Source organism: uncultured Sphingobacterium sp. (assembly GCF_964277905.1).
In the GTDB taxonomy this organism is placed as follows: Bacteria; Bacteroidota; Bacteroidia; order Sphingobacteriales; family Sphingobacteriaceae; genus Sphingobacterium; species Sphingobacterium siyangense.
Window position 1 is genome coordinate 1 of the sequence record NZ_CAXYKD010000002.1, and the last position, 21634, is coordinate 21634.

Here is a 21634-nt window from a genome sequence, read left to right on the forward strand (position 1 = left end):
GCAAAGCGCGAGAAGCTATTGATCCAATTGGCATAACTCCAGTCGAATGACTCAAATTCATTGCTGTTTAGGTAGCCCGAAGAGGAATGAATCAAGATAACGAGGAATATCGCAACAATACGTAGTACACTGATATAACTGGTTCGCGCCATTTGATTATGCTATTTTTATTGACTTTTACTGTCGTAGGCTTTCAAATACAGCAGCGTTAGGAGTGCGCCAATGCTCGCCATGCCCACGCCAACAAGCGAAGGTGTGTTATAAGCTAAACCCCAGGTTATTGGAATTCCACCTAAAAATGCACCTAAGGTATTGCCCAGGTTAAAGGCAGCCTGGCCACCTGCCGCAGCCAATGTTGCAGCTTCTTTTGAAGCGCGAATTAACATCAGTTGTGTCGGCGAGCCAATGGTGAAGGATACCAGTCCAGTAATAAATGCCAAAGGGTAGGCTGTCCAGCCCAAAGGCGATATAAAGTAAACCATCACAAGGCATAGCGCCATGGCGGAAAAACTAGCGATCGCAGCTTTGGTTGGGGAGATTGTATCGGCCAATTTTCCGCCGATAAGATTCCCGAAAAACATACCAACACCGATCAGGACCATAATCAACGGTACGCGATCAGCAGCGATGCCCGACACATTGGTCACTAAAGGCGCGATGTAACTGATCCATGCAAAAAGTCCACCGGTACCGATGGCGATAATAGCCATTAATAGCCAGGCAATTTTTTTGTTGAAGAAGTTGAGCTGGCTAAAGATGTTATTCCCTTTGGAAGCTTCAATTTTTGGCATCCAAGCATAAATTGCTGCAAAAGTGATTAATCCCAATATACTGATGATACCATACGTCAAACGCCATGAATAATGATGGCCGAGGTAGGTTCCTAGCGGTACTCCAGCCAAATTGGCAATGGTCATTCCTGTAAACATGATAGATATAGCCTGGGCTTCTTTTCCCTTTGGTGCCAACCGAGCAGCAACAACAGATCCAACACCAAAAAATGCACCATGCGGAAGCCCCGCCATAAAGCGGGAGAGGCTGATCAAAAATTGACCTGGAGCAATACTAAATAGGCCGTTGAAAATAAAGAAGAGCAACATTAAAAAAAGTAATACCTTCTTTGGCGGATATTTTCCCGTAAATAGGACTAATGTTGGGGCACCTACAACAACACCCAGTGCGTATAGAGCAATCAGGTGCGCAGCAGTAGGGATCTCGATATGAAGATCTTTGGCAATATCAGGCAGGATACCCATCATCGTGAATTCGGTCATTCCGATGGCAAGTCCGCCAAATGCCAAAGCGATAATTCCTTTGTTCATTGTATTTTAAGGTTGAGGTTGTACGATAATGGTACGAAGATAATAAATAGATTGTACTAAAAATTATTGATATCTTTTTTGAGGGACACAAGTAATATTTTTAGTCTTTCTTAAGATGATCTGACGTTGATCTAATCTGCTTTCCAGTACCACCGAATCCGCAGCATGATAAACAACTTTAAAGCGGGGGATATACTGTCCGGAAAGATAGCAGCCTGAAATTTTCTGCTTGCCATTCTCTTTGGTATAAATACCATCGACAATGATGGAGTCTCCACGCAAAACATAAATACCCTTTGCATGTTCTGTCCAGGATCCATTTTTGTAACAGCTATCCGGGATTGTTTGTACCTTATTGTTGACGTGCATGGTCGCGTAAACAGAATCACAGGTAAACTTGAAATCGGTCAAAGTATATTGCATCATCTGCTGTTGTCCTGGAATACTGTCTTGGACCCATTCTCCCTGTAAAAAGGGTGCGCCTTCGTTCTGCATATCCGAATTGAATTTGCAGGCAGTAAAAAAGAAAAACATACCTATGGCAAGTGCCAATAGGTATGTTTTTGTTCGTATATTTTTTATTGAAATAAAAGTCACAGCTTATTTTAAACTTCCAACCATATCTTCTGGTTTTACCCAGGCATCGAAATCTTCAGGAGTCACATAACCTAAGCGTACGGCTTCTTCTTTAAGCGTAGTGCCATTTTTATGTGCTGTTTGCGCGATTTCTGCTGATTTGTAGTAACCAATTTTTGTGTTCAGTGCCGTTACTAACATCAATGAGTTGTCTACCAATTCTTTGATGCGTTTGTAGTTCGGTTCAATACCAGCTGCACAGTGCTCCTCAAATGAAACACAAGCATCACCCAATAGGCGAGCAGACTGTAAGAAGTTTGCGGCCATCAATGGTTTGAACACGTTCAGTTCATAGTGACCTTGCGTTCCACCAATTGTAATAGCCACATCATTACCCATCACTTGCGCCGCAACCATTGTCAATGCTTCACATTGCGTTGGATTAACTTTACCTGGCATAATCGATGATCCTGGTTCGTTCTCAGGGATCAAGATTTCACCGATACCTGAACGTGGGCCAGAAGCCAACATACGGATATCATTTGCAATTTTATTTAATGAAACAGCCAATTGCTTCAATGCACCGTGTGTTTCAACGATTGCGTCGTGAGCAGCCAATGCCTCAAATTTATTTTCAGCGGTTACGAAAGGTAAGCCAGTAAATTCAGCGATATATTTAGCAACGACAACGTCATAGCCGTTTGGTGTATTTAATCCTGTACCTACAGCAGTACCACCCAATGCAAGTTCTGACAAATGCGAAAGTGTATTTCTTAAAGCTTTCAGACCATGGTTCAATTGAGCAACATAACCTGAAATCTCTTGACCTAAAGTCAATGGGGTAGCATCCATTAAGTGTGTACGGCCAATTTTAACCACGCTTTTAAACTCCTCAGCTTTTTTCGCCAATGTGTCACGCAATTTTTCTACACCTGGAATGGTAACTTCAGCAACAGCTTTGTAAGCCGCAATATGCATTCCTGTAGGGAAAGTATCGTTAGATGATTGTGATTTGTTTACATCATCATTTGCTTTTAATACAGGTTCACCTTCACCAATTTTATGTCCAGCCAATACTTGTGCACGGTTTGCGACAACCTCGTTCACATTCATATTGGATTGTGTACCCGAGCCCGTTTGCCAAATAACCAATGGAAATTGATCATCCAATTTACCTGCCAAGATCTCATCACATACTGTAGCGATCGCATCACGTTTCTCTACAGGTAATACCCCCAACTCGTGGTTAGCATAAGCAGCTGCTTTTTTCAAATAAGCAAAGCCTGCGACGATTTCGTGTGGCATTGAAGCTGCCGGTCCGATTTTAAAGTTGTTGCGTGAACGCTCTGTTTGTGCACCCCAGTATTTGTCTGCAGGTACTTGAACTTCACCCATTGTGTCTTTTTCAATTCTGAATGACATAGTATGTAAGTATAAGTAAAACGTAAAAATTAAAAGCATATGTGCAAAGCACATTATACATCACTCACAAAGTTACAGGATAATACAGTAAAGAACAAGGATTAAAGCATAAAGAGACAATAAGCAGGTTTTAAAAACCAAGACGTTTTGTCAAGGAATCATTCACATGGTGGAAAACCTGTTTCGGTTTTAACGTCCGCCAGGGAATTACGTTCAATGTACCGCCGAAATTAATGTAATAATCTATATTTTGCTGTTGGAATTCTTCAATAACATGCTCTCGGAAACCAATACCCGCAATCCAACCGTCCTCGATATCCTGAAACCATTCCTCGTAGTAAGAGTCGTCTGAAGCATGAAAATTCAGTACATTCTCTCCGATGAGAATAAAATACTTGATCCCTTGACTGATCAATACATCGATAATCTCTCGCTTGAGCAACATGATGTCATTGTAGATTGCATCATTCCATTCACCAATCAGTTCGATAATACAGTACTGTTTCTCATAGTCTACAAACAGTATTTTCAGATATAAGGTAAGCGAACCGAATTCATCCCATTGTGGGTGCAAAAGAAAATTATAGATCTGTTTGTCAAAATCGAATTCGCTGTAGACTGTACCATAAAATGGGGATTGTTCATCTTCAGCGGCAATGTAATAGTCCCGCCAATTGTAATAAGGTTCGATTTCGTGCATAAAGTGGAATCTTTTTCAATTCAAACTAAGATAAATTTACGCGAATTTGCAAGTTAAATTATAGAGATCATTGTCATCTATTGAAATTAAATGTTTGGCACTCCTACGAACTGTTTGGTTATGATTTTTGATAAAGACTTTTAATCATGGACAGCTTTGTTCCTTGACCAAAACAAGGACGTGGACTTTTTGTTTTTAATGTAAAAATATGGGTTCAAAAACTCGTTTAACCGAATAAACTTGCTATTTTTGATAAAATAATTAATTGTTGAATAGTTTGTCTCATCTTCGGTAATTCATGAAGATTTCCCATGCAGAAAAGTATTAAACGAAATATTTTTGTAGCCGCTACATATGCTGCAGTATTGCTTCTCGGCTTGCTGTTGGGACAAAATTATGCCGAGGAGCAGGGAAGTAACCAGAAAACCACCTTTTCAAGTTTGCGCTCCAATGGCAATTCGGATAAATTACAATATCTCATTCAGTTAATTTCCGAGAATTACGTCGACAATGTCAGTATAGACACCGTGCAGGATGAAGCCATTGAGCATGTTGTTTCCCGCCTGGATCCTTTTTCCACCTTTTTGAAACCCAATCAAGTGCTAGCAAAGCAGGAAACTCTTGAGGGAACATTTGATGGTATCGGAGTAGAGTACTTTCGCCTGAAAGATACGCTACTTGTTGTTGGGATGGTTGCAGCTGGTCCCGCTGAAAAAGCAGGTATGCGTATTGGCGACCGCATTTTAAAGATCGGAAATAAGGATCTTGTCGGAAGAAAGGTTGCCGAATCCGAAATTGAAAAACTGATCCGCGGAAAGAAGGGGACAGCTGTATTGATCTCCATTCAACGCAATGGAGTAGTATTGGGCAATCCAATAAAAGTCATTCGTGATCAGGTAAATGTTTCGAGTTTAGATGCATCGTATATGATCGCTCCGAAAACAGCTTATGTGAAAATTCGAAGATTTGGACATAAGACAGCAGATGAATTCCGGCAGTCACTCATTGACTTACGAAAAAGCGGGGCTCAAGATCTTATTTTAGACCTACGTAATAATGGTGGCGGATTTGTACATACGGCAATTGATCTGGCAGGTCAATTTTTCAAAGAAAAGAGACTGTTGATGTATACCGAGGGTGCGAATGAACTGCGCCAGGATTTCTATTCTGAGAAGGCGGGTGATTTTGGTGATGGCCGGGTCATTGTACTGATCAATGAAAGCACAGCATCAGCGAGCGAAATACTGAGCGGTGCTCTTCAGGATTTGGACCGGGCAACTATTGTCGGCCGCAGATCCTATGGCAAAGGTTTGGTGCAAGAGCAATTTGATTTTTCAGACGGTTCTGCAATCAATCTGACTGTGGCTCGCTACTATACACCGCTTGGAAGATGTATTCAGCGAAAATATGCACGGGCAAATTTTGATGCAGCAAAATACATGACAGGCTTCGATCTATGGACAATGGATACCGAATTCAGCCAAAAAGAAATGTTTACAACCAGCAAAGGAAAGCTTGTATTCGGTGGTGGCGGTATTCTTCCGGACGTGACTATCCCGATTGACACCAATGAAACCAGTGCCAAGTACCGCGAGATATTTCATTCCAATGCAATCGAAGAGTTTGTTTATGATCGTTTCACGAAACATCTGCCGGCATATTCTATCGAGAATTTCATTAGTGGCTATCACTTGCCAGCAACAGAATTTGATCTATTCATTTCATATCTTAATAGCCAAAAGCGGATCGCGGTCACAGCCAAAGAAGCAAAAAACTTACATGATTTAATTCAATCCGATATCGAGGCCTTGGTAGGTCGATATTATTTTGGTCGTGAAGCGTATTACAAAATCAAAAACCGAAGAGATAAATTTATTGAAATAGGTCTTAAAACGTTGGGGTATCAGATGCCTAAGGTTTAAGTCTAAGATCAGACCATACAGGATAATGATCCGACAATTTCTGTTTGACAATCTGATAGTTCATCACCTGAAATTTCGGACTGGCAAAAATATAATCGATCTGGAATATCGGAAGGAGGGCATGATGGGTTACTCCCCAGCCGTTACCTTTCTCCTTAAATGCATTGTACAGCCCGTCTCCAATTAGATTGACCGAGTAACTCATTGGAGTATCATTGAAATCACCTACCGCAATATAAGGATATTGACATTCATTCATGTGTTTCTTTAACGAATGCGCCTGTTCGCTACGAAGCTCGAAGGCATTCTTAAGTTTGCGGCTCAATTTACGTGTCCTCGAATTATCCGATTCATTATTATTGGACAGATTTTGGATAAATTCCTTGTCTTCATTTTGAAGCGCAAAAGAACGGAGATGTATATTATAGATGCGAATCAGTGTATCCTGTTTTTTGATATCTACATAACTAATCCGGTTGATTCCGTAATCGTTGTCTCTGATGGTACCTGAATCATAGATTGGGAAGCGGGACAGGACAGCCATTCCATAAGCCTCGTAATCGTTTTTAGAACTAGGCTCAAAGAAAAAATAATCATAGCCCAGTTTATCTTTGAATTCCTCGGAGAACACATGTTTTCCTTTAATCTTGCTAATATATTCCTGAAAGCAGATCACATCGGGAGATATGCTGTCAATAATTCGGACAACGTCGGCTTTAAAGTTTTTTTTCTCATCGTTTACTTTTTTGAACAAATGAGCATTGAAGGTCATGATGCGAAGGGTACGAGTCTCGGAAGAAACAGGGGCATTCTCTTTGCGAATGTTCCAATGTTTAGTCAAAAAAGGCCATCCAATGAGGATTGTAACGAGTGAATAAAGTGCAATTTTCCGTTTGCGGAGTACCCAGTAAAAGATAAATCCAATATTAATGAGGAGGATCGGAAGGTAGCCCAGGCCCATAAATGCAATTGGCCAAAAGGACTTGGGATTAATGAAGGTAGCCGAATAGCTCATAAGTAATGCAACGATCGCAAGCATATTTGCCAGGAACATTGTTTTACTTATAAAGCCTAGTTTTCTTCTTAAAAATGTCCTTCTATCCATCAACCTTGTCACCACTATTGCTTGCCCTAAAGAGCGTTTCTTTTTCATGGTTCGTTAGACTGTCGTAGCCAGAAACGGAAATTTTATCTAAGATAGCATCGATTTCGTCCTGATTGGGTAAGTCATAACGATGTTTCCGATTTGTCGGAATATTGTTACCTACAACGACTTTCATTTTTGCAGGCTTCTGTTGTTTTTTCTGAAAAATCGTAGACCAGTCCATTCCCGATTTTAGTGCATAAGTGAATCCCATTCCAAAAAGTATAACTGCAAAATACGAAATGGCAGCAGGTCGATTGGTCATCGTAAGGGCAAGAAATTCTAGCCCAAAATAAATAATAGCCACTAATTTTAGCTTAACAGTGCCAATCAGCAGGAAGCGTAATTCGTACTTGGGAACCAAAGTAACAATTGCGGCTAATACTGCTGCCAACGGGAGAGAGCCGCCCATGAGCTGAACGCTATCAGAAACGGGAATAAGTGATCCAAAGCCCACATAAAGAAGGCTGCCGAGCAACCAAGAAGCAATATAAACAAATAGAAATTGCCGCTTGTTTAAGAAGGTAAAAAAGATCTGACCGACCCAATAGAGCCAAAGACTATCAAAAAGTATGGTCAGAAGCTTGACGTAAACGAAATTTGATGTGATTAATGACCAAGGTTGTGCAATAAATGCTGAGAAATTACTCGGTAAACTTAAACGACGTACAATAGGCTCCAAAAAGCTTTGTGGTACAATTTTTAATTCGAAGAGTAGATCTAAAAAATAAATGAGGACAAATAAACAGACCTGAATACTGATCACCAAAGGTACAGGCGAGCCAGTTTTATAGGTTTGTCTCCAAAAATCTTTTAAACCGATGTTATTCATTGCGCACGATATTAATAAATTCCTTTTCTAATCTTCCACAGTTTAAGCAGTAGATAGCCAAATAGTGCACCACCGACATGAGCCAGGTGAGCCACAGAATCCCCTGGTCTAGACAAACTCATATAAATTTCGATGAGGATAAATCCACCGATCATATACTTCGCTTTTACTGGTACAGGAATAAACAAAAATTGAAGCGGTATGTTTGGAAAAAGATAGGCAAATGCCAATAGAACACCATAAATAGCTCCTGAGGCCCCTAACATCGGAATGAGGTAAGTTAGTGCTTCATTATTTCCGGTATTGGCCATGGCAATAAGTTCGTTTCCACTTACGCCGTGAAGTGGAGCGAAAGAACCTGTCGCATTATAGAGTTGTATACCATTCACCGCTGTATAAAGAAACCAGGCACCGATTCCCGAAACCAGGTAGAAATTTAAAAAACGTTTTGAACCAAGTACCTGCTCAATCATAGGACCGAACATAACCAATGAAAACATATTGAAGAAGATATGGCTAATATCTTTCTTGTCGTGCATAAACATATGCGTGATCACCTGCCAGATTTTAAAATAAGGGGAGTCCGGATAATAGACCGCAAGATAATCATATGCTACAGGTACAAGTTGTGATCCAATATAAAATATGATATTGATGATCAATAAATTCTTGATAACAGGTGTCAGTTGTGGAAACATATATTTTATCTTCTAATTTTTGCCAAATTTTTCCGCTAATTCTTGCAATGTAAATGTTACAATTACAGGGTTGCCATAGATGGAGATATTGGGTGAGTGACAGGCAAATAGTCTGTCCACAAGCTCTGCCATTGCTGTATTGTCCAACGCGGTACCAGGTTTAATGGCCGCATTACGGGCAAGGCTTTTTGCAAGATTTTCGCGCTTAGCGAGCTTATACTCAGATTGATTGTTTTTGTAATCCTCCAATATTTTCTCAATCATCTTTATTTCGTCGAATCCTGTCCCTAAGTCTGCAGGAATTCCGTCAATAATATAGGAATTTTTTCCAAATTCACGAATTTGAAAGCCTAAGCCATTGATGTCCTCCAGGAGGTCTTTCATTAATTCATTATCTGCAGCATTCAGGTCCAAAGTCTGTGGAAACAAACTTTGTTGACTCAGACCTTTATGTTGGTCCAGTTGCGCAAGAAATTGCTCAAAGAGAATACGTTCATGTGCAGCCTGTTGATCAATTAAAATAAATCCAGAGTGAATCTGAGAAACAATATATTTATTATGGAGCTGAAAAAAGAGCTTTGAGGATGACTTATCTTCGACCTGAATGGCCTGTGAGCTATCCGTATGCAATTCCGGTTCCGCATGCAATGGCAGCTGAACAGATTCCTCCTTTTCGACGATTTGGTACAAGGAATCCCAATTGCTTGGTATCCCACCTGTTTTCTTACTGAGTCCTTCAGCGTAACTTTCTGAACGCGTGTAGCTCGATCCAGATTTTGATTTGTCTGTATCAAATGGATTGAAGTCCGGATTAAAAGTTACCGTTGGAACGATAATTTCATCCAATGCCTTTTTTGTAATGAGATTGGTGAAGCTCGTTTCCTGTTCAAAATCCAGAGATGGCATGATATTGTACCGTCCCAACGATCTTTTTACGGCTGAACGGATAATGGCGTAAATAGCCTTATCGTCTTCATACTTAATTTCTGTCTTGGTAGGGTGTACGTTGATATCGATACGTGCAGGATCTATGTCGATAAATAAGACATAGAAAGGGAATGTTTCGGCCTGTAAAATATCTTCATAAGCATTCATGACTGCATGGTGCAGGTATGGATCACGTACAAAGCGTTTGTTGACAAAGAAAAACTGTTCACCACGTGTTTTTTTTGCAAATTCAGGTTTCCCAACAAAACCTTCTACCTTGATGATCGACGTATCTTCTTCCACAGGGACAAGTCGCTGATTGTAATTGTTGCCAAAAATATGGACAATACGTTGTTTGAGTGTTTCAGCCGGCAAATGGTAGATCTCATTTCCGTCGCTATGCAAGGATAGGAAAATCTGTGGATTCGATAAGGCAATACGTTGAAATTCATCAATAATATGCCGCATTTCTACGGAGTTACTCTTTAGAAAGTTCCTTCGCGCAGGAATATTGTAAAAAAGATTTTTAACTAAAATATTTGTTCCGGCAGCAACAGCTTCCGGATATTGGTTGACAACTTTTGATCCCTCTATCTCAACAACTGTACCCAGTTCATCTTCAATGCGGCGTGTTTTGAGCTCTACCTGTGCAATCGCAGCAATGGAAGCCATTGCTTCACCACGGAAACCCATTGTGCGGATAGCGAATAAGTCTTCAGCCTTACGAATTTTCGACGTTGCGTGACGTTCAAAACAAAGACGAGCATCAGTTACGCTCATGCCACAGCCATTGTCAATGACCTGGATCAATGACTTGCCTGCATCTTTAACAATAAGTTTTATTTTGTCAGCTCCAGCATCAATAGCATTCTCAATCAATTCTTTAATGGCAGACGCTGGTCGCTGCACCACTTCTCCCGCCGCAATCTGATTAGCAACATTATCTGGAAGTAATTGAATAATATCCGACATATAATACAAAGTTAAGAAATATCCATATTTACAGCGTATAAACACTGATGAAAATCAACTGGACATTCCGTATGTTCTTTAAAAGCAAAAACCTTTAATGTGTTCATTTATACAAATGAAAATAGATGGCATTGATAAATAGTTGCGCCCTATTCCTCGGCCGTCAAAGTCAGTGCGATATCTATTGCCCCCTGTAAGACAAAGCTCAAGGAGTTGGAAAACATTCCTGCGCAATAACCGAGCCATCCCGGGCAAACAGCAGCCACGAAATATAATACTTCGCGGCTGCCGTTTCAAAGGCATTACATTTCTAATTTTAAGAAACGTGCTGTTTCGCTTTTATTATTTTTAATTAAGTTTTCAGGTGTTCCTTCAAATAGAACCTGCCCACCGTCTTTGCCACCTTCGGGCCCGATATCAATGACCCAATCGGCCGATTTAACGACATCAAGGTTATGTTCGATGATCAAAATAGTATTCCCGCGCCCGACCAGGCGATTGATAACCCCCATAAGGACATTGACATCTTCAAAGTGAAGACCTGTTGTCGGTTCATCAAGGATATAGAATGTATTTCCAGTGTCTTTTTTAGAAAGTTCAGTAGCCAATTTTACCCGTTGTGCCTCACCTCCCGATAAGGTTGTCGAGGACTGTCCTAAGGTGATATAACCCAAACCTACATCCTGCAGTGTTTTGATCTTTCGGTAAATACTCGGTACATTTTCGAAGAAATCCACAGCATCGTTGATGCTCATATCAAGTACATCGGAAATGGATTTTCCTTTATAGCGTACCTCTAAAGTTTCTCGGTTGTAACGTTTTCCGTGACATGTTTCACAAGGAACCTGTACATCGGGAAGGAAATTCATTTCGATGACTTTCAGCCCGGCTCCCTGACAGGTTTCACAACGACCACCTTTGACGTTAAAGGAAAATCTTCCTGGTTTATAGCCTCTGATCTTAGCTTCTGGAAGCTGAACAAACAAGGTTCTGATGTCTGAAAATACACCGGTATATGTCGAAGGGTTGGACCGTGGTGTACGGCCGATAGGACTTTGGTCGATCTCGATGACTTTGTCAATATGTTCTAACCCTTCAATTTTTTTGAAAGGCAGTGGCGTTGCTTTGGCTCTGAAAAAATGTTTATTCAAAATCGGGTATAGAGTCCCTGTGATTAGGCTTGATTTTCCCGAACCTGAAACACCCGATACAACAATGAGTTTTCCTAATGGAAAAGAGACAGACAGATTTTTTAAGTTATGTCCGGTTGCTCCATGTAATGACAATGTTTTTCCATTGCCCTCACGGCGTTTCTCAGGAATCTTAACCTCTTTTGTCCCGTTGAGGTAAGCTGCTGTTAAAGAGTTTGATTTTAGGATTTCTGTTGGTGTACCTTCGGCAACCACAGTGCCACCATGAACGCCTGCAGCAGGTCCCATGTCGATAACATGGTCGGCATGTAGGATCATGTCTTTATCATGTTCTACAACAAGGACCGAATTGCCAATATCGCGTAGGTTTTTAAGCGCATTGATCAAACGTTCGTTATCCCGCTGATGGAGCCCAATACTCGGTTCATCCAGAATATAAAGTACATTCACCAGTTGGGAACCAATCTGTGTGGCCAGACGGATCCGCTGTGCTTCACCCCCCGAAAGTGTTTTAGCTGTACGGTCCAAGGTCAAGTAATTTAGGCCGACATCCAGCAGGAAGCCTAAACGTGCGCGGATTTCCTTTAATATCTCCGTTGCAATAATGAGCTGGCGTTCATCAAGTTTGCTTTCAACCTGATCAAACCATTCTTTGATGGATGCAATGTCCATCGTTGATAGCTCATGGATGTTTTTATCCGCAATTTTAAAATGTAAAGATTCTTTTTTCAGACGTGCTCCCGCACAGGTTGGACAGGTCACTTTCGTTCTGAAGTCATCTAAAGAAGGCGCCTCATCCGATGATTTTCCCGAAAACTCTTCAAGCATCTTAAAGATTCCTTCAAATTCAACACGATATTCACGTGTGCCATAACTTCCATAAGATACCGAGACAACGATAGGCTCTTCTTTATTGCCAAATAAAAGCTGGTCAATCTGTTCTTCAGTTAGTTTTTCAAGCGGTGTTGTAATGGTAAAATCTAATTTTTTTGCGACAGCTTTCAAGACTTCCGAAGTCCAATTTTCCCGGGTAGGTCCCAAAGGTGCCAAACCACCTTTTTGAATACTTAGTTTTTTATCCGGGATAACGGCATTCTTATCAATTTCAAAAATATAGCCCAAACCATCACATGTAGGACACGCACCGTATGGGGAATTGAATGAGAAGGTATTTGGCTGTGGCTCATCATAAGAGATCCCCGATTCGGCATCCATGAGATAACGGCTATAGAATTGCTCCTGATTATCTTTCGTGGAGACCTTGATGATACCTTTCGCTGTTTTCATCGCCTGCATCACGGAAGTCTGTAAGCGCTTTTTATCTTCACGCTCTACTTTCAGACGATCTACGACGATTTCAATATCGTGTATTTTGTAGCGGTCAACCTGCATTTTTGGAACAAGGTCCAATATTTCTCCATCCACACGTACCTTCACATAACCTTGCTTACGGATTTGTTCAAACAACTCACGGTAGTGGCCTTTACGCCCCTTAACCACTGGAGCCAGGATGTTCAGGGCCTGTCCTTCAAACTCAGTCAAAATCCGTTCGATAACCTGATCGTCCGACATACGCTCCATTTTCTTTCCAGTCACATAGGAGAAAGCTTCTCCTGCTCGGGCAAATAGTAGACGCATAAAATCATACACCTCAGTAATGGTTCCAACAGTGGACCTCGGGTTTTTGCTGGTGGTTTTCTGTTCAATGGAGATCACTGGACTTAAGCCCGATATCTTGTCCACATCCGGACGTTCCATGCCACCCAAAAACTGACGGCTGTAGGCACTGAATGTCTCCATATACCGACGTTGTCCTTCAGCATAAATGGTGTCAAAAGCCAAGGAAGACTTTCCGCTGCCACTTAAACCTGTGATAACAACCAATTCATTTCTCGGAAAAGAAACATCTATATTTTTTAGATTATGCGCACGCGCTCCAAATACCTGAACTTCACTTTGTTCGCCCAAATCTGGGCTTCTTTTTACTGCCATGAAAACTCCTTAAGGTCCCCGTGTGAGGGATTAAATGCAAAACATGCAAAATTACAGATTTTAAAGGAATTATGCGAGCCTATCTGACTTTTGGAACAAAATGTGATATACAAGTGATTTAAAAAAATAATGTACCTTGCACAGTAAATCTAAATTTATGCGAAAATACGACGTCAGCAAACAAGAGAAACAATCGATCGACGATATTGTCCAATTTTGGAAGAAAGAGAACTTATTGGATGAACAAAAAGCGAACGAGCTGATGGATAGTTTAGACGTGAAAAGTTTTGATTGGGGACAACTGGCTAGATATGCCTTTTGGATTGCCTTGGCATCTCTGGTCTTCGCTGTTTTTTCGTTGTTTACAGATGCATCATTCTTGGCCTTTGTGGATACACTCTACGAAGCACCTAATATCCTATTTTGCTTCTTTTTCGCTGCCGTGGCTGTATTATTCTATACGCTGGGTTTTCGGTATAAGAAACGCTATCCTTATAAAAATCTATCCACGGAAACCATGATGCTGATTGGGGTTTTCGGAACTGCGGCCTGTATCGGGTTTATGGGTAAAGTATTGGATAAAGATACGATGCACTATTCCCTGTTATTTTTACTCTCCGTGGCGATTTATGGCTTTCTTGCCGTTAAGCTCGACAGTAAATTGATCTGGACGTTTATGCTTTTGGCCTTGGGAGTATGGTTTGCGACCGAGACCGCCTACCACAGCAATTGGGGATTTAAGTTTTGGGGGATGAACTACCCGCTGCGTTTTACCATTTTTGGGGCACTGATAACCGCTTTAGCCGTTTGGGTTCAACCGAGGTTTGAAAGGCTACAAATCTTTCAGCCCATTAGTTATATTGTGGGATTGATCTATCTGATGGTATCCTTGTGGACCCTTTCTATTTTTGGAAATTATGCTGATTTCTATGAATGGACGACTGTACGTCAATACCATATGTTCTACTGGGGTATTTTATCCACTGCCGTGTCTGTATTCCTGGTTATCTACGGCTTAAAGGCGAAAGATAACGTCAGCAGAGAGGTAGGCTTTGTATTTTTAGTGCTCAATATCTATACCCGCTATGTCGAGTATCTCTGGGATAATATCAATAGAGCAGTGTTCTTTTTGATTTTGGCCGTGTCCTTTTGGTTTGTCGGCCGTTGGGCAGAGAAATTATGGAACAAACGGAAGGAAGAGATTGCTGGATAACTCTTAAAATTGAATCGTAAATCCGACACCTCTATTCGAACTGATGCTCAGATTGGGATCCAGGCTTAAATATTTGCGGATTCGGGTAATAAAGACATCCATGCTCCTTCCTGTAAAGAAGTCTGCATTTCCCCATACCTTTTCAAGGATTTCTTCACGCGTGACAAGCTGACCATTGTGTTGCCACAGGAAAAGGAGAAGTTGTGCTTCACGTTCAGTGAGCTTAAATTGTTCCAAAGTATGGCTTAATAATAATTGTTCAGGATGAAATAGGTACCTCCCGATGGCGATCGATTTTGGAGTACTATTTTTCTGATTCCGCTTTAATATATTCTGTATGCGAAGCAATAGTTCCTCGGGATCACAAGGTTTAGTGACATAATCATCGGCACCGATTTTTAGTCCCGTGAGCTTATCTATTTTTTGCTCCTTCGCTGTTAAAAATATAAAGGGTAAAGCAGGGTATAGTGCATTGATTTCTTTGGCTAGACTAAAACCACTGATTTGAGGAAGCATAACATCCAGTATCACCAGATCGTAATCGGCTAGCTGCTGGAAATTTTCCGTAAGATCATTGGGATGTGCTATCCAGTCTATGGCAAATGTGGATAGCTCAAGGTATTGCTTAAGCATAAAACCAAAATCTGGATCATCTTCAACGAGTAATATTTTATTCATTTTTGTTTTCAGTAGTTAAGCTAATATAAATGCTTTAGTCTATGGCCGTCTATTTTCTTTCCACAGCTTGTCCTTGTTTTTGGTCATATTTCCGATGATAAGACAAGCGCATGCGGCAGCTGGATTTTAAACGTAGTCCCTACATTGGGTTTGCTGGTTACAGTAAGCTGTCCGTGATAACGATCGACGATTTTTTTTACAAGGAAAAGACCGATTCCCAAGCCTTTGGTGTCGTGAATATTGTCTTTTTGGATGCGGTAAAACTTGTCGAAAATATAAGGTAACTCGGACTCCGCCATGCCATAACCGTTATCCTGTATATAAACCGAGAGTTGACCTTTCTGATCCTCAAAATAGATATTAAGCCAAGTTGCGCCATATTTTACGGCATTGTTCATCAGGTTCTGAAATAGTGTTGTCGCATCATTTGTGCTCAGGCATAATTTGCCGTCAGGCAAGGGACTTAATTGGAATGCGATAGTGGAGTTGGTCAATTGAAAATCGTCGAAAATAGCTTGTAGCTCTGTACTGGTTACAGGAGGCTGATCAATAGTTTGAAGATTTTCGTGAAGTGGATCAAGGGTTTGTTCCAAGCGATTTACTTGTCGTTCAATGACTGTTATAATGCTTTCGTCTGTTGATTTTCGAAGTGTTTTAGCAGCAATTTTCAGGGTTGCAATAGGTGTTTTGAGTTCATGTGAAATATTGTCGACGACATCGTGCAGTACGGTGATCTGTTTCTGCTGTTTTCGGAGATTCTGAATGGTTCTATAAAAAAGCCAAAGAAAAGCGGCCAGAATAAATAGGGTGCTCAGTAGAAGCGAAGTGAGTTCCCTGAACAATATCCAGTTGAGATTTGTCACCTCAAAGGAAGTCTTCCGGTGAACAAAAAAGGTATATAAGATCTCCCGGCTTTGGATACTGTCTTTGACTTTCTGTGTTTCCGTTTTTTCTGTTATCCACTCGCTTGAAGAGAGTTCTACAGGCTGACGAAATGTCCCATTCGTTATGTAAACCGTGATTGGACCAGCCGCGATCTGTTTTTCTAGGTTTTTGAAGTAAATACCCAAAATTTCCTTTTTCAGGATAACATCCATTCCCAAGGGTTTAAATAAGCTGTCGACGTATCGTGTAAGCTTTTGGGATGTTTTATGGGCGTTTGCGCGGTATAGCTCTTTTAGTTTTTCGGCCGTTATCTCATGTTTAACCAATTTGATGTAGTAATCTCTTGCAATGTCTTTGCTCATTAAATCATCATCAAAAAGCCTATCATTTTCATGGAGCTTGCTCAGCTTATTTTTCACAGTGGCAAAAATATCGCGTTGTTTGAGCTGGTAGGTGTTGTGTAATTGATAGCTCTGTATGCCGATAAGAACGGCAAAAAATAATGTAAAGAGAACGATATAACTTTTGGGCTTCAATTCCATATACAAATATAACTGCTGAGGGCTAAGATAATATACCTTAACCCAGTATTAACCCTTTATTAACCATTATTTGCCGTCACTATAGACATTTTTGAAGCATAGAATATCAGCATATAAAATGGCCGTGATTGTCAAATATGAATGACCACAAACTGGCCTACGTATTACAAAAAATAAATTCTAACAAATAGAATAATGCGGATAAGCTATACTAGAATTAAAAGACTAATTATTTGTACATGAAATTGATCCTATTTTTTCTGGCTTTCCCCCTGTTGCTTTCGGCACAGACCAAACAAATCGGGGGACAAGTACAGGATGCAAACAAAATTTTGCTGGCGGGTGCGACCGTTATGCTATTGGATAGCAACTACCAAGAGATCCGTGAAGTAAAGACTGACCGTTTTGGAAAATTTGTAGTTACGCTGGATCATCCGAGTGGATACTATCTACGGACAACCTATCTGAACTTCAAGTCTCAGGAACTTTTTTTTCGCAGCGATACCATTTCACGCCCTTTGTTACTTGAGCTTCTTCCTGAAGCAAAGGTGCTCGAAGAAGCACAGGTCGTGGGTCGAGCTCCCCGATTGATCCGTAAGTTGGATCGCCTAGAGTTCAACGTTCAAAATTCCAATCTTTCAGCACTCAATAGCTGGGATATTTTGAAGCGTACGCCATTGGTGATGGTGAATGGTGCAGATTTAATGGTTCGGGGGAACAAAAATATTGTTGTCCTCATTAATGACCGAAAAGTAATGCTCACGGGGGACGAACTGAAAACCTATCTGGAGAATACAGCAGGTAGCGACGTGCAATCGATAGAGGTTATTACCAATCCACCTGCAAAATATGAAGCTGAGGGAAGCACGATTATCAATATTAAACTTTCCAAATCCAACCTATATGGCTATAGAGGCACGGTGGTTGCATTGGCCGAAAAAAGCAGTACCTGGAAGCAACTGTTTGGACTCACCCAGTATTATAGAAATGAAAAATTCAATCTTCGAGGTACTTATAATTTCGGACGAGGGACTTACGCACGCTATGAAACGAATTATGTTTATTATCCGAATGATCAAACCTCATGGGAAGGTGTCATGGATCGATTTGATACCAATAACAGTCAGAACAGCTATGTGTTTTCGATAGACTATACACCCGATACAACCTGGACGGTTAATGCTGGACTAAATGGATATTACGGACCGAAAACCTATGGGATTTATGAAGTGCCCACCATTATATACGATAAAAATCATGTACAGGAGTCCAGTTATTTTACCACCAATGATCATCAACGATCGACAAAAACGAATAACCTCTACCTTCAGGTAACAAAGAAGCTTAATTCCAGGTGGAACATAAATTGGTCATCCTACTTCACTGACAATCATTCGACAAATGATCAGGATGTACTGACAGCGCTGCGATTTAAGGGGAAGGAACCCACAGATACCCGATTTATCAGTAATAATGGAAATAAAAATCGGCTTTTTTCTTCCCAGATAGATTTCACCGGAAAAATAAAGAAGCTGGGGCTGGAGCTTGGTGGAAAATTTAGCGATGTGAAAACGACGAGTACCCTTGCTTTCTTTGATGATGAATCAGGAGAGCTCGAGCAAAGGCCTGATAAGAGTAGTGTGTTTGATTACAAAGAACGTAATGTGGCTTTGTATGGCTCATTGGACTATGCCTGGAAAAAATGGAGCTGGAAAGCAGGTCTAAGGGGAGAATATACCGATTTGGAAGGTATTGTATCCGAACCAGCTGATATCAATAAGCTTGATTATTTTGTGCTCTTTCCGACATTTTACATGCAATATGCCTTGACTGACGATCAGCAGTTTGGTTTTTCCTATGGAAAGCGTATCAGCCGACCTTCTTACTCTTGGCTTAATCCTGCAAAATCCTATTACAATCGTTTTTCTTATTTTCAGGGAGATCCACGTTTAAGGGCGACGATCGTTCATAAACTCAATCTGACCTGGACAAAAAACAACTGGAATATTGATCTCTTCTACCGATTTGAAAAGTGGCCCAATATGGAAATTTCCCGCCAAGATAACAACAATCATCAACTGATTTTCCAATATACCAATATCAAGAAAGGACAAGGGGCGGGGATAGACTTAGGAAAGAGTTTTCAGCTGACCGGACGCTGGGGATTGAATCTGCAGCTAGAGGGGATGTATAACCAGAATTACTTTATGGGTACTGATGACGTGTTGCACAAGAATGATGTGTATATCGGCAACGGAAACGTAAGCACCAACTATGTGCTGAATAAGGATGCCGGTTGGAACCTTGAACTGGGTAATACATTTACATCGCCCACGATACAGGGGCCATTTAATATTACAGGGTATTCAAGTACCTATGTGATGACAAATCGAAAATTCTTTAAAAAGAAATTTGAAGTAAATCTATCATTTATGGATATTTTCAAAACAGAGAAAATGACGATATCATCCAAGTACGGCGATCAAAATAATTTTTATAGGGACTATCGGGATACCAGAAAAGTAAATCTGACGCTGCGGTATCATTTTGGAAATCAGAAAGTCAAAAGCAGTAATCAACCCACTAGAACAGAAGAGCAGAATCGTTTGTAAATCAGTTAACCTTAGTAAAGTTAAATCCTTCCGATTCCCTGTACCAATTTTATTCATAATACATTGGTAAAGGAAATGGATGTCGCATACATTAAAAACAATAATCCTCCACATCGCATGTGGAGGATTATCAGATGCTAAGAAAGTATTTTCTTAGTTTATTTTCAACGAATACGTGATATTAATACCACCAGCGGCAAGCATATCGTGTACTGAGCAATACTTTTTAACGGCTAATTCAGCCGCTTTGGCTGCTTTTACCTCATCAATTTCACCTTTTAGGAAAAAATTAATGTGAATATCTGTAAATACTTGTGGAATTTCTTCCCGGCGTTTACCTTCAACTTCGACCTGGATATCGTCAATTTGTTGGCGTTGTTTTACCAATATGCTATGGAGGTCAAAGACGCTGCAAGAACCTAGTGCCATTAAAACCAATTCCATTGGACGAACACCTTTTCCTTCACCGCCGATAGCTTCCGAGCCATCAATGTTGACTTTGACAGGAGATAATTCACTGCTGGCTTCGAAATGCACAGCTTGGTTGACACGGTTTAATTTGATTTTCATCTTATTCTATTTTATTCTTTTTTGCTCATTTAGGCTGTGGAACGTGAGACAGGAAGTCACCCTTTCTACAATTAAAACGAGTTTTTTCTGTTCAATCTATACTAAACAAATATACAAAAAAGGCAGACGATTATTCGTCTGCCTTTTGTCAGTATATTGATCACTGTTTATTTTGAAACAGTATCAGGTAATTTAACACCGCGATACTTCGCTACGTCCACTTGTGGAATCTTGGAGCCGTATTTTGAATTGATAGCTGTAATAAAAATATTGGCCATCAGCGCATTTCCAATTGGTGTAAGGTGTATTCCATCCAGCGAGAATGCATTTCCAGTAATGTATTTTGCACTAACGGCTAATCCATTGATGCGGACACCGCCTTTTACATTGTTCAAGAAATCGTGCACATCAGCTAATGCTAAACCTTTTGAGTTTGCAGCAGCTTTGATGGCCGCATTATACTCATTGATGCGTTGTACGACTGTTGCCGTTTCGCTTACATCAAGTACGTATTTGTCTTCCACGGGGTTCAAAGGATGCAAGCCATAAGGAATTTGTGCTGCATTTGGTTTTCCCAATAATCCTGTTGATGAGAAAGGGAGCACAAAATAATCTTGATCAGTAGCAGCACGAGGACCTGACTTTGTGGCAATGTAGATATTTGTTACCGGTGTCGGCGGATTTGTTGCATTCACGGCTGCCAATAAAGCAGCACGGGTTACCGTCGTAAAATAAGGTGTTGCTGTTACATCTGGAATTGTGGCCAGTACGCCTTTTTGTCCACCAGCAGTTAATGTCGTTACATAGTTGCCCAATAAAGACGTGAAGAGCGCTGTAGAGGTCAATGTTGATGTTGGACCATCTTCTACACCACCGTTTGTGGCCCAGCCTAGAGCATCGTTATTGCCTAAAGCAAAACTAAAGAAGGTATGGTTTTGCGTGGTGGAATAGGCAAAATATGTTTTCATCGCATCTGCATCGGGTAACAAACGTTCGAAGTACATATTTCCGGCCTGTGACCCTATCCCAGCTACAAAAGCCATATCCATACGCATGCCTGGTACACCAAGGTTGTTGATCGGATCTGTATATTTGGTCAACAATTTTGGTGAAGCCGAGCGATAAGCTAATTTATCGGTTACCTGTGCCGTTACAGGCTGTCCATTGACAAGTGCTGTAAGCGTAATATAGCCAGAACCATTGGCTTGATCTTCACTGAAAAATGGCGATTTGAACTCACCACCACCCACTTGTTTTAATTGCTCCGCAATTAAATTGGGGTAAGCCACCTTTTGGCCCTCCAGGTAGAGTCCGCCATCGGCATAACCTGCTGTCAATGAATTTCCGATGGCAACATATTTTGAAAAATTAAGCGATCCCGCAGAAGGTGTATACTCGTCCAACGAAGGCTTGCACGAGGCGATTGCTAAAAGTGCTAACGCCGCAGCTATATAAAGTTTGTTTTTTTTCATTTTA

General features: G+C 40.8%; 16 protein-coding genes. 3 read left to right on the top strand and 13 right to left on the bottom strand.

Annotated elements, in window-relative coordinates; genetic code table 11:
• Positions 1–167: 167 nt before the first annotated feature.
• From ACHWSC_RS01500 to ACHWSC_RS01515, 4 genes are all read right to left on the bottom strand, one after another.
• On the bottom strand, positions 168–1322 hold the full coding sequence (locus tag ACHWSC_RS01500) for an MFS transporter (RefSeq protein WP_120335055.1): 1155 nt from the start codon (positions 1320–1322) through the stop codon (positions 168–170).
• Positions 1323–1385: 63 nt separating this feature from the next.
• Positions 1386–1874: a fumarate hydratase gene (locus tag ACHWSC_RS01505; protein WP_220801574.1), complete on the bottom strand. Its 489-nt coding sequence runs from the start codon at positions 1872–1874 to the stop codon at positions 1386–1388.
• A 48-nt stretch (positions 1875–1922) separates the two neighbouring features.
• A complete protein-coding gene (gene fumC, locus ACHWSC_RS01510) occupies positions 1923–3320 on the bottom strand; it encodes a class II fumarate hydratase (RefSeq protein ID WP_088163154.1) in 1398 nt (465 codons plus the stop codon).
• Positions 3321–3450: 130 nt separating this feature from the next.
• On the bottom strand, positions 3451–4020 hold the full coding sequence (locus tag ACHWSC_RS01515; RefSeq protein ID WP_075994411.1) for a hypothetical protein: 570 nt from the start codon (positions 4018–4020) through the stop codon (positions 3451–3453).
• Positions 4021–4331: 311 nt separating this feature from the next.
• Between ACHWSC_RS01515 and ACHWSC_RS01520 the strand changes: the two genes are divergently transcribed.
• Positions 4332–5942: a S41 family peptidase gene (locus tag ACHWSC_RS01520; RefSeq protein ID WP_075994410.1), complete on the top strand. Its 1611-nt coding sequence runs from the start codon at positions 4332–4334 to the stop codon at positions 5940–5942.
• On the opposite strand, the gene ACHWSC_RS01525 is transcribed toward ACHWSC_RS01520, so the two are convergent.
• The 5 genes from ACHWSC_RS01525 to uvrA form a co-directional block, all read right to left on the bottom strand.
• Entirely contained in the window at positions 5932–7095 is a 1164-nt protein-coding gene (locus ACHWSC_RS01525; RefSeq protein WP_394675557.1) for an endonuclease/exonuclease/phosphatase family protein, read from the bottom strand. The two genes, ACHWSC_RS01520 and ACHWSC_RS01525, sit on opposite strands and share 11 nt — an antisense overlap.
• Positions 7040–7918, bottom strand: coding sequence for a rhomboid family intramembrane serine protease (locus ACHWSC_RS01530; RefSeq protein WP_394675558.1), 879 nt, complete (start codon positions 7916–7918; stop codon positions 7040–7042). Before ACHWSC_RS01530 ends, ACHWSC_RS01525 begins: the two co-directional genes overlap by 56 nt.
• 11 nt (positions 7919–7929) lie before the next feature.
• The gene (locus tag ACHWSC_RS01535) at positions 7930–8616 is read right to left on the bottom strand and encodes a rhomboid family intramembrane serine protease (protein WP_394675559.1); all 687 of its coding nucleotides are present in this window, start codon (positions 8614–8616) and stop codon (positions 7930–7932) included.
• A gap of 12 nt (positions 8617–8628) precedes the next feature.
• Positions 8629–10515, bottom strand: a complete 1887-nt coding sequence (mutL, locus tag ACHWSC_RS01540) for a DNA mismatch repair endonuclease MutL (protein ID WP_394675560.1) — start codon at positions 10513–10515, stop codon at positions 8629–8631.
• Positions 10516–10817: 302 nt separating this feature from the next.
• A complete protein-coding gene (gene uvrA, locus ACHWSC_RS01545) occupies positions 10818–13658 on the bottom strand; it encodes an excinuclease ABC subunit UvrA (RefSeq protein ID WP_394675561.1) in 2841 nt (946 codons plus the stop codon).
• Between the two features lie 157 nt (positions 13659–13815).
• Here uvrA and ACHWSC_RS01550 point away from each other — a divergent pair, with 157 nt between their 5' ends.
• The gene (locus tag ACHWSC_RS01550; RefSeq protein WP_394675562.1) at positions 13816–14871 is read left to right on the top strand and encodes a DUF2157 domain-containing protein; all 1056 of its coding nucleotides are present in this window, start codon (positions 13816–13818) and stop codon (positions 14869–14871) included.
• 3 nt (positions 14872–14874) lie between these two features.
• Here the strand turns inward: ACHWSC_RS01550 and ACHWSC_RS01555 are convergent, their stop codons facing one another.
• The gene (locus ACHWSC_RS01555; RefSeq protein WP_394675563.1) at positions 14875–15549 is read right to left on the bottom strand and encodes a response regulator transcription factor; all 675 of its coding nucleotides are present in this window, start codon (positions 15547–15549) and stop codon (positions 14875–14877) included.
• A gap of 83 nt (positions 15550–15632) precedes the next feature.
• Positions 15633–16976: a sensor histidine kinase gene (locus ACHWSC_RS01560; RefSeq protein WP_394675564.1), complete on the bottom strand. Its 1344-nt coding sequence runs from the start codon at positions 16974–16976 to the stop codon at positions 15633–15635.
• A 239-nt stretch (positions 16977–17215) separates the two neighbouring features.
• Between ACHWSC_RS01560 and ACHWSC_RS01565 the strand changes: the two genes are divergently transcribed.
• The gene (locus ACHWSC_RS01565) at positions 17216–19588 is read left to right on the top strand and encodes an outer membrane beta-barrel family protein (RefSeq protein ID WP_394675565.1); all 2373 of its coding nucleotides are present in this window, start codon (positions 17216–17218) and stop codon (positions 19586–19588) included.
• 153 nt (positions 19589–19741) lie between these two features.
• On the opposite strand, the gene ACHWSC_RS01570 is transcribed toward ACHWSC_RS01565, so the two are convergent.
• Both ACHWSC_RS01570 and ACHWSC_RS01575 read right to left on the bottom strand, forming a co-directional pair.
• Complete coding sequence (locus ACHWSC_RS01570) at positions 19742–20158, bottom strand: OsmC family protein (protein WP_070570243.1); 417 nt, start codon at positions 20156–20158, stop codon at positions 19742–19744.
• Positions 20159–20325: 167 nt separating this feature from the next.
• Positions 20326–21630 carry an SGNH/GDSL hydrolase family protein gene (locus tag ACHWSC_RS01575; protein WP_394675566.1) on the bottom strand — a complete coding sequence of 435 codons (1305 nt, stop codon included), beginning with the start codon at positions 21628–21630 and terminating at the stop codon, positions 20326–20328.
• Between the last annotated feature and the right edge of the window lie 4 nt (positions 21631–21634).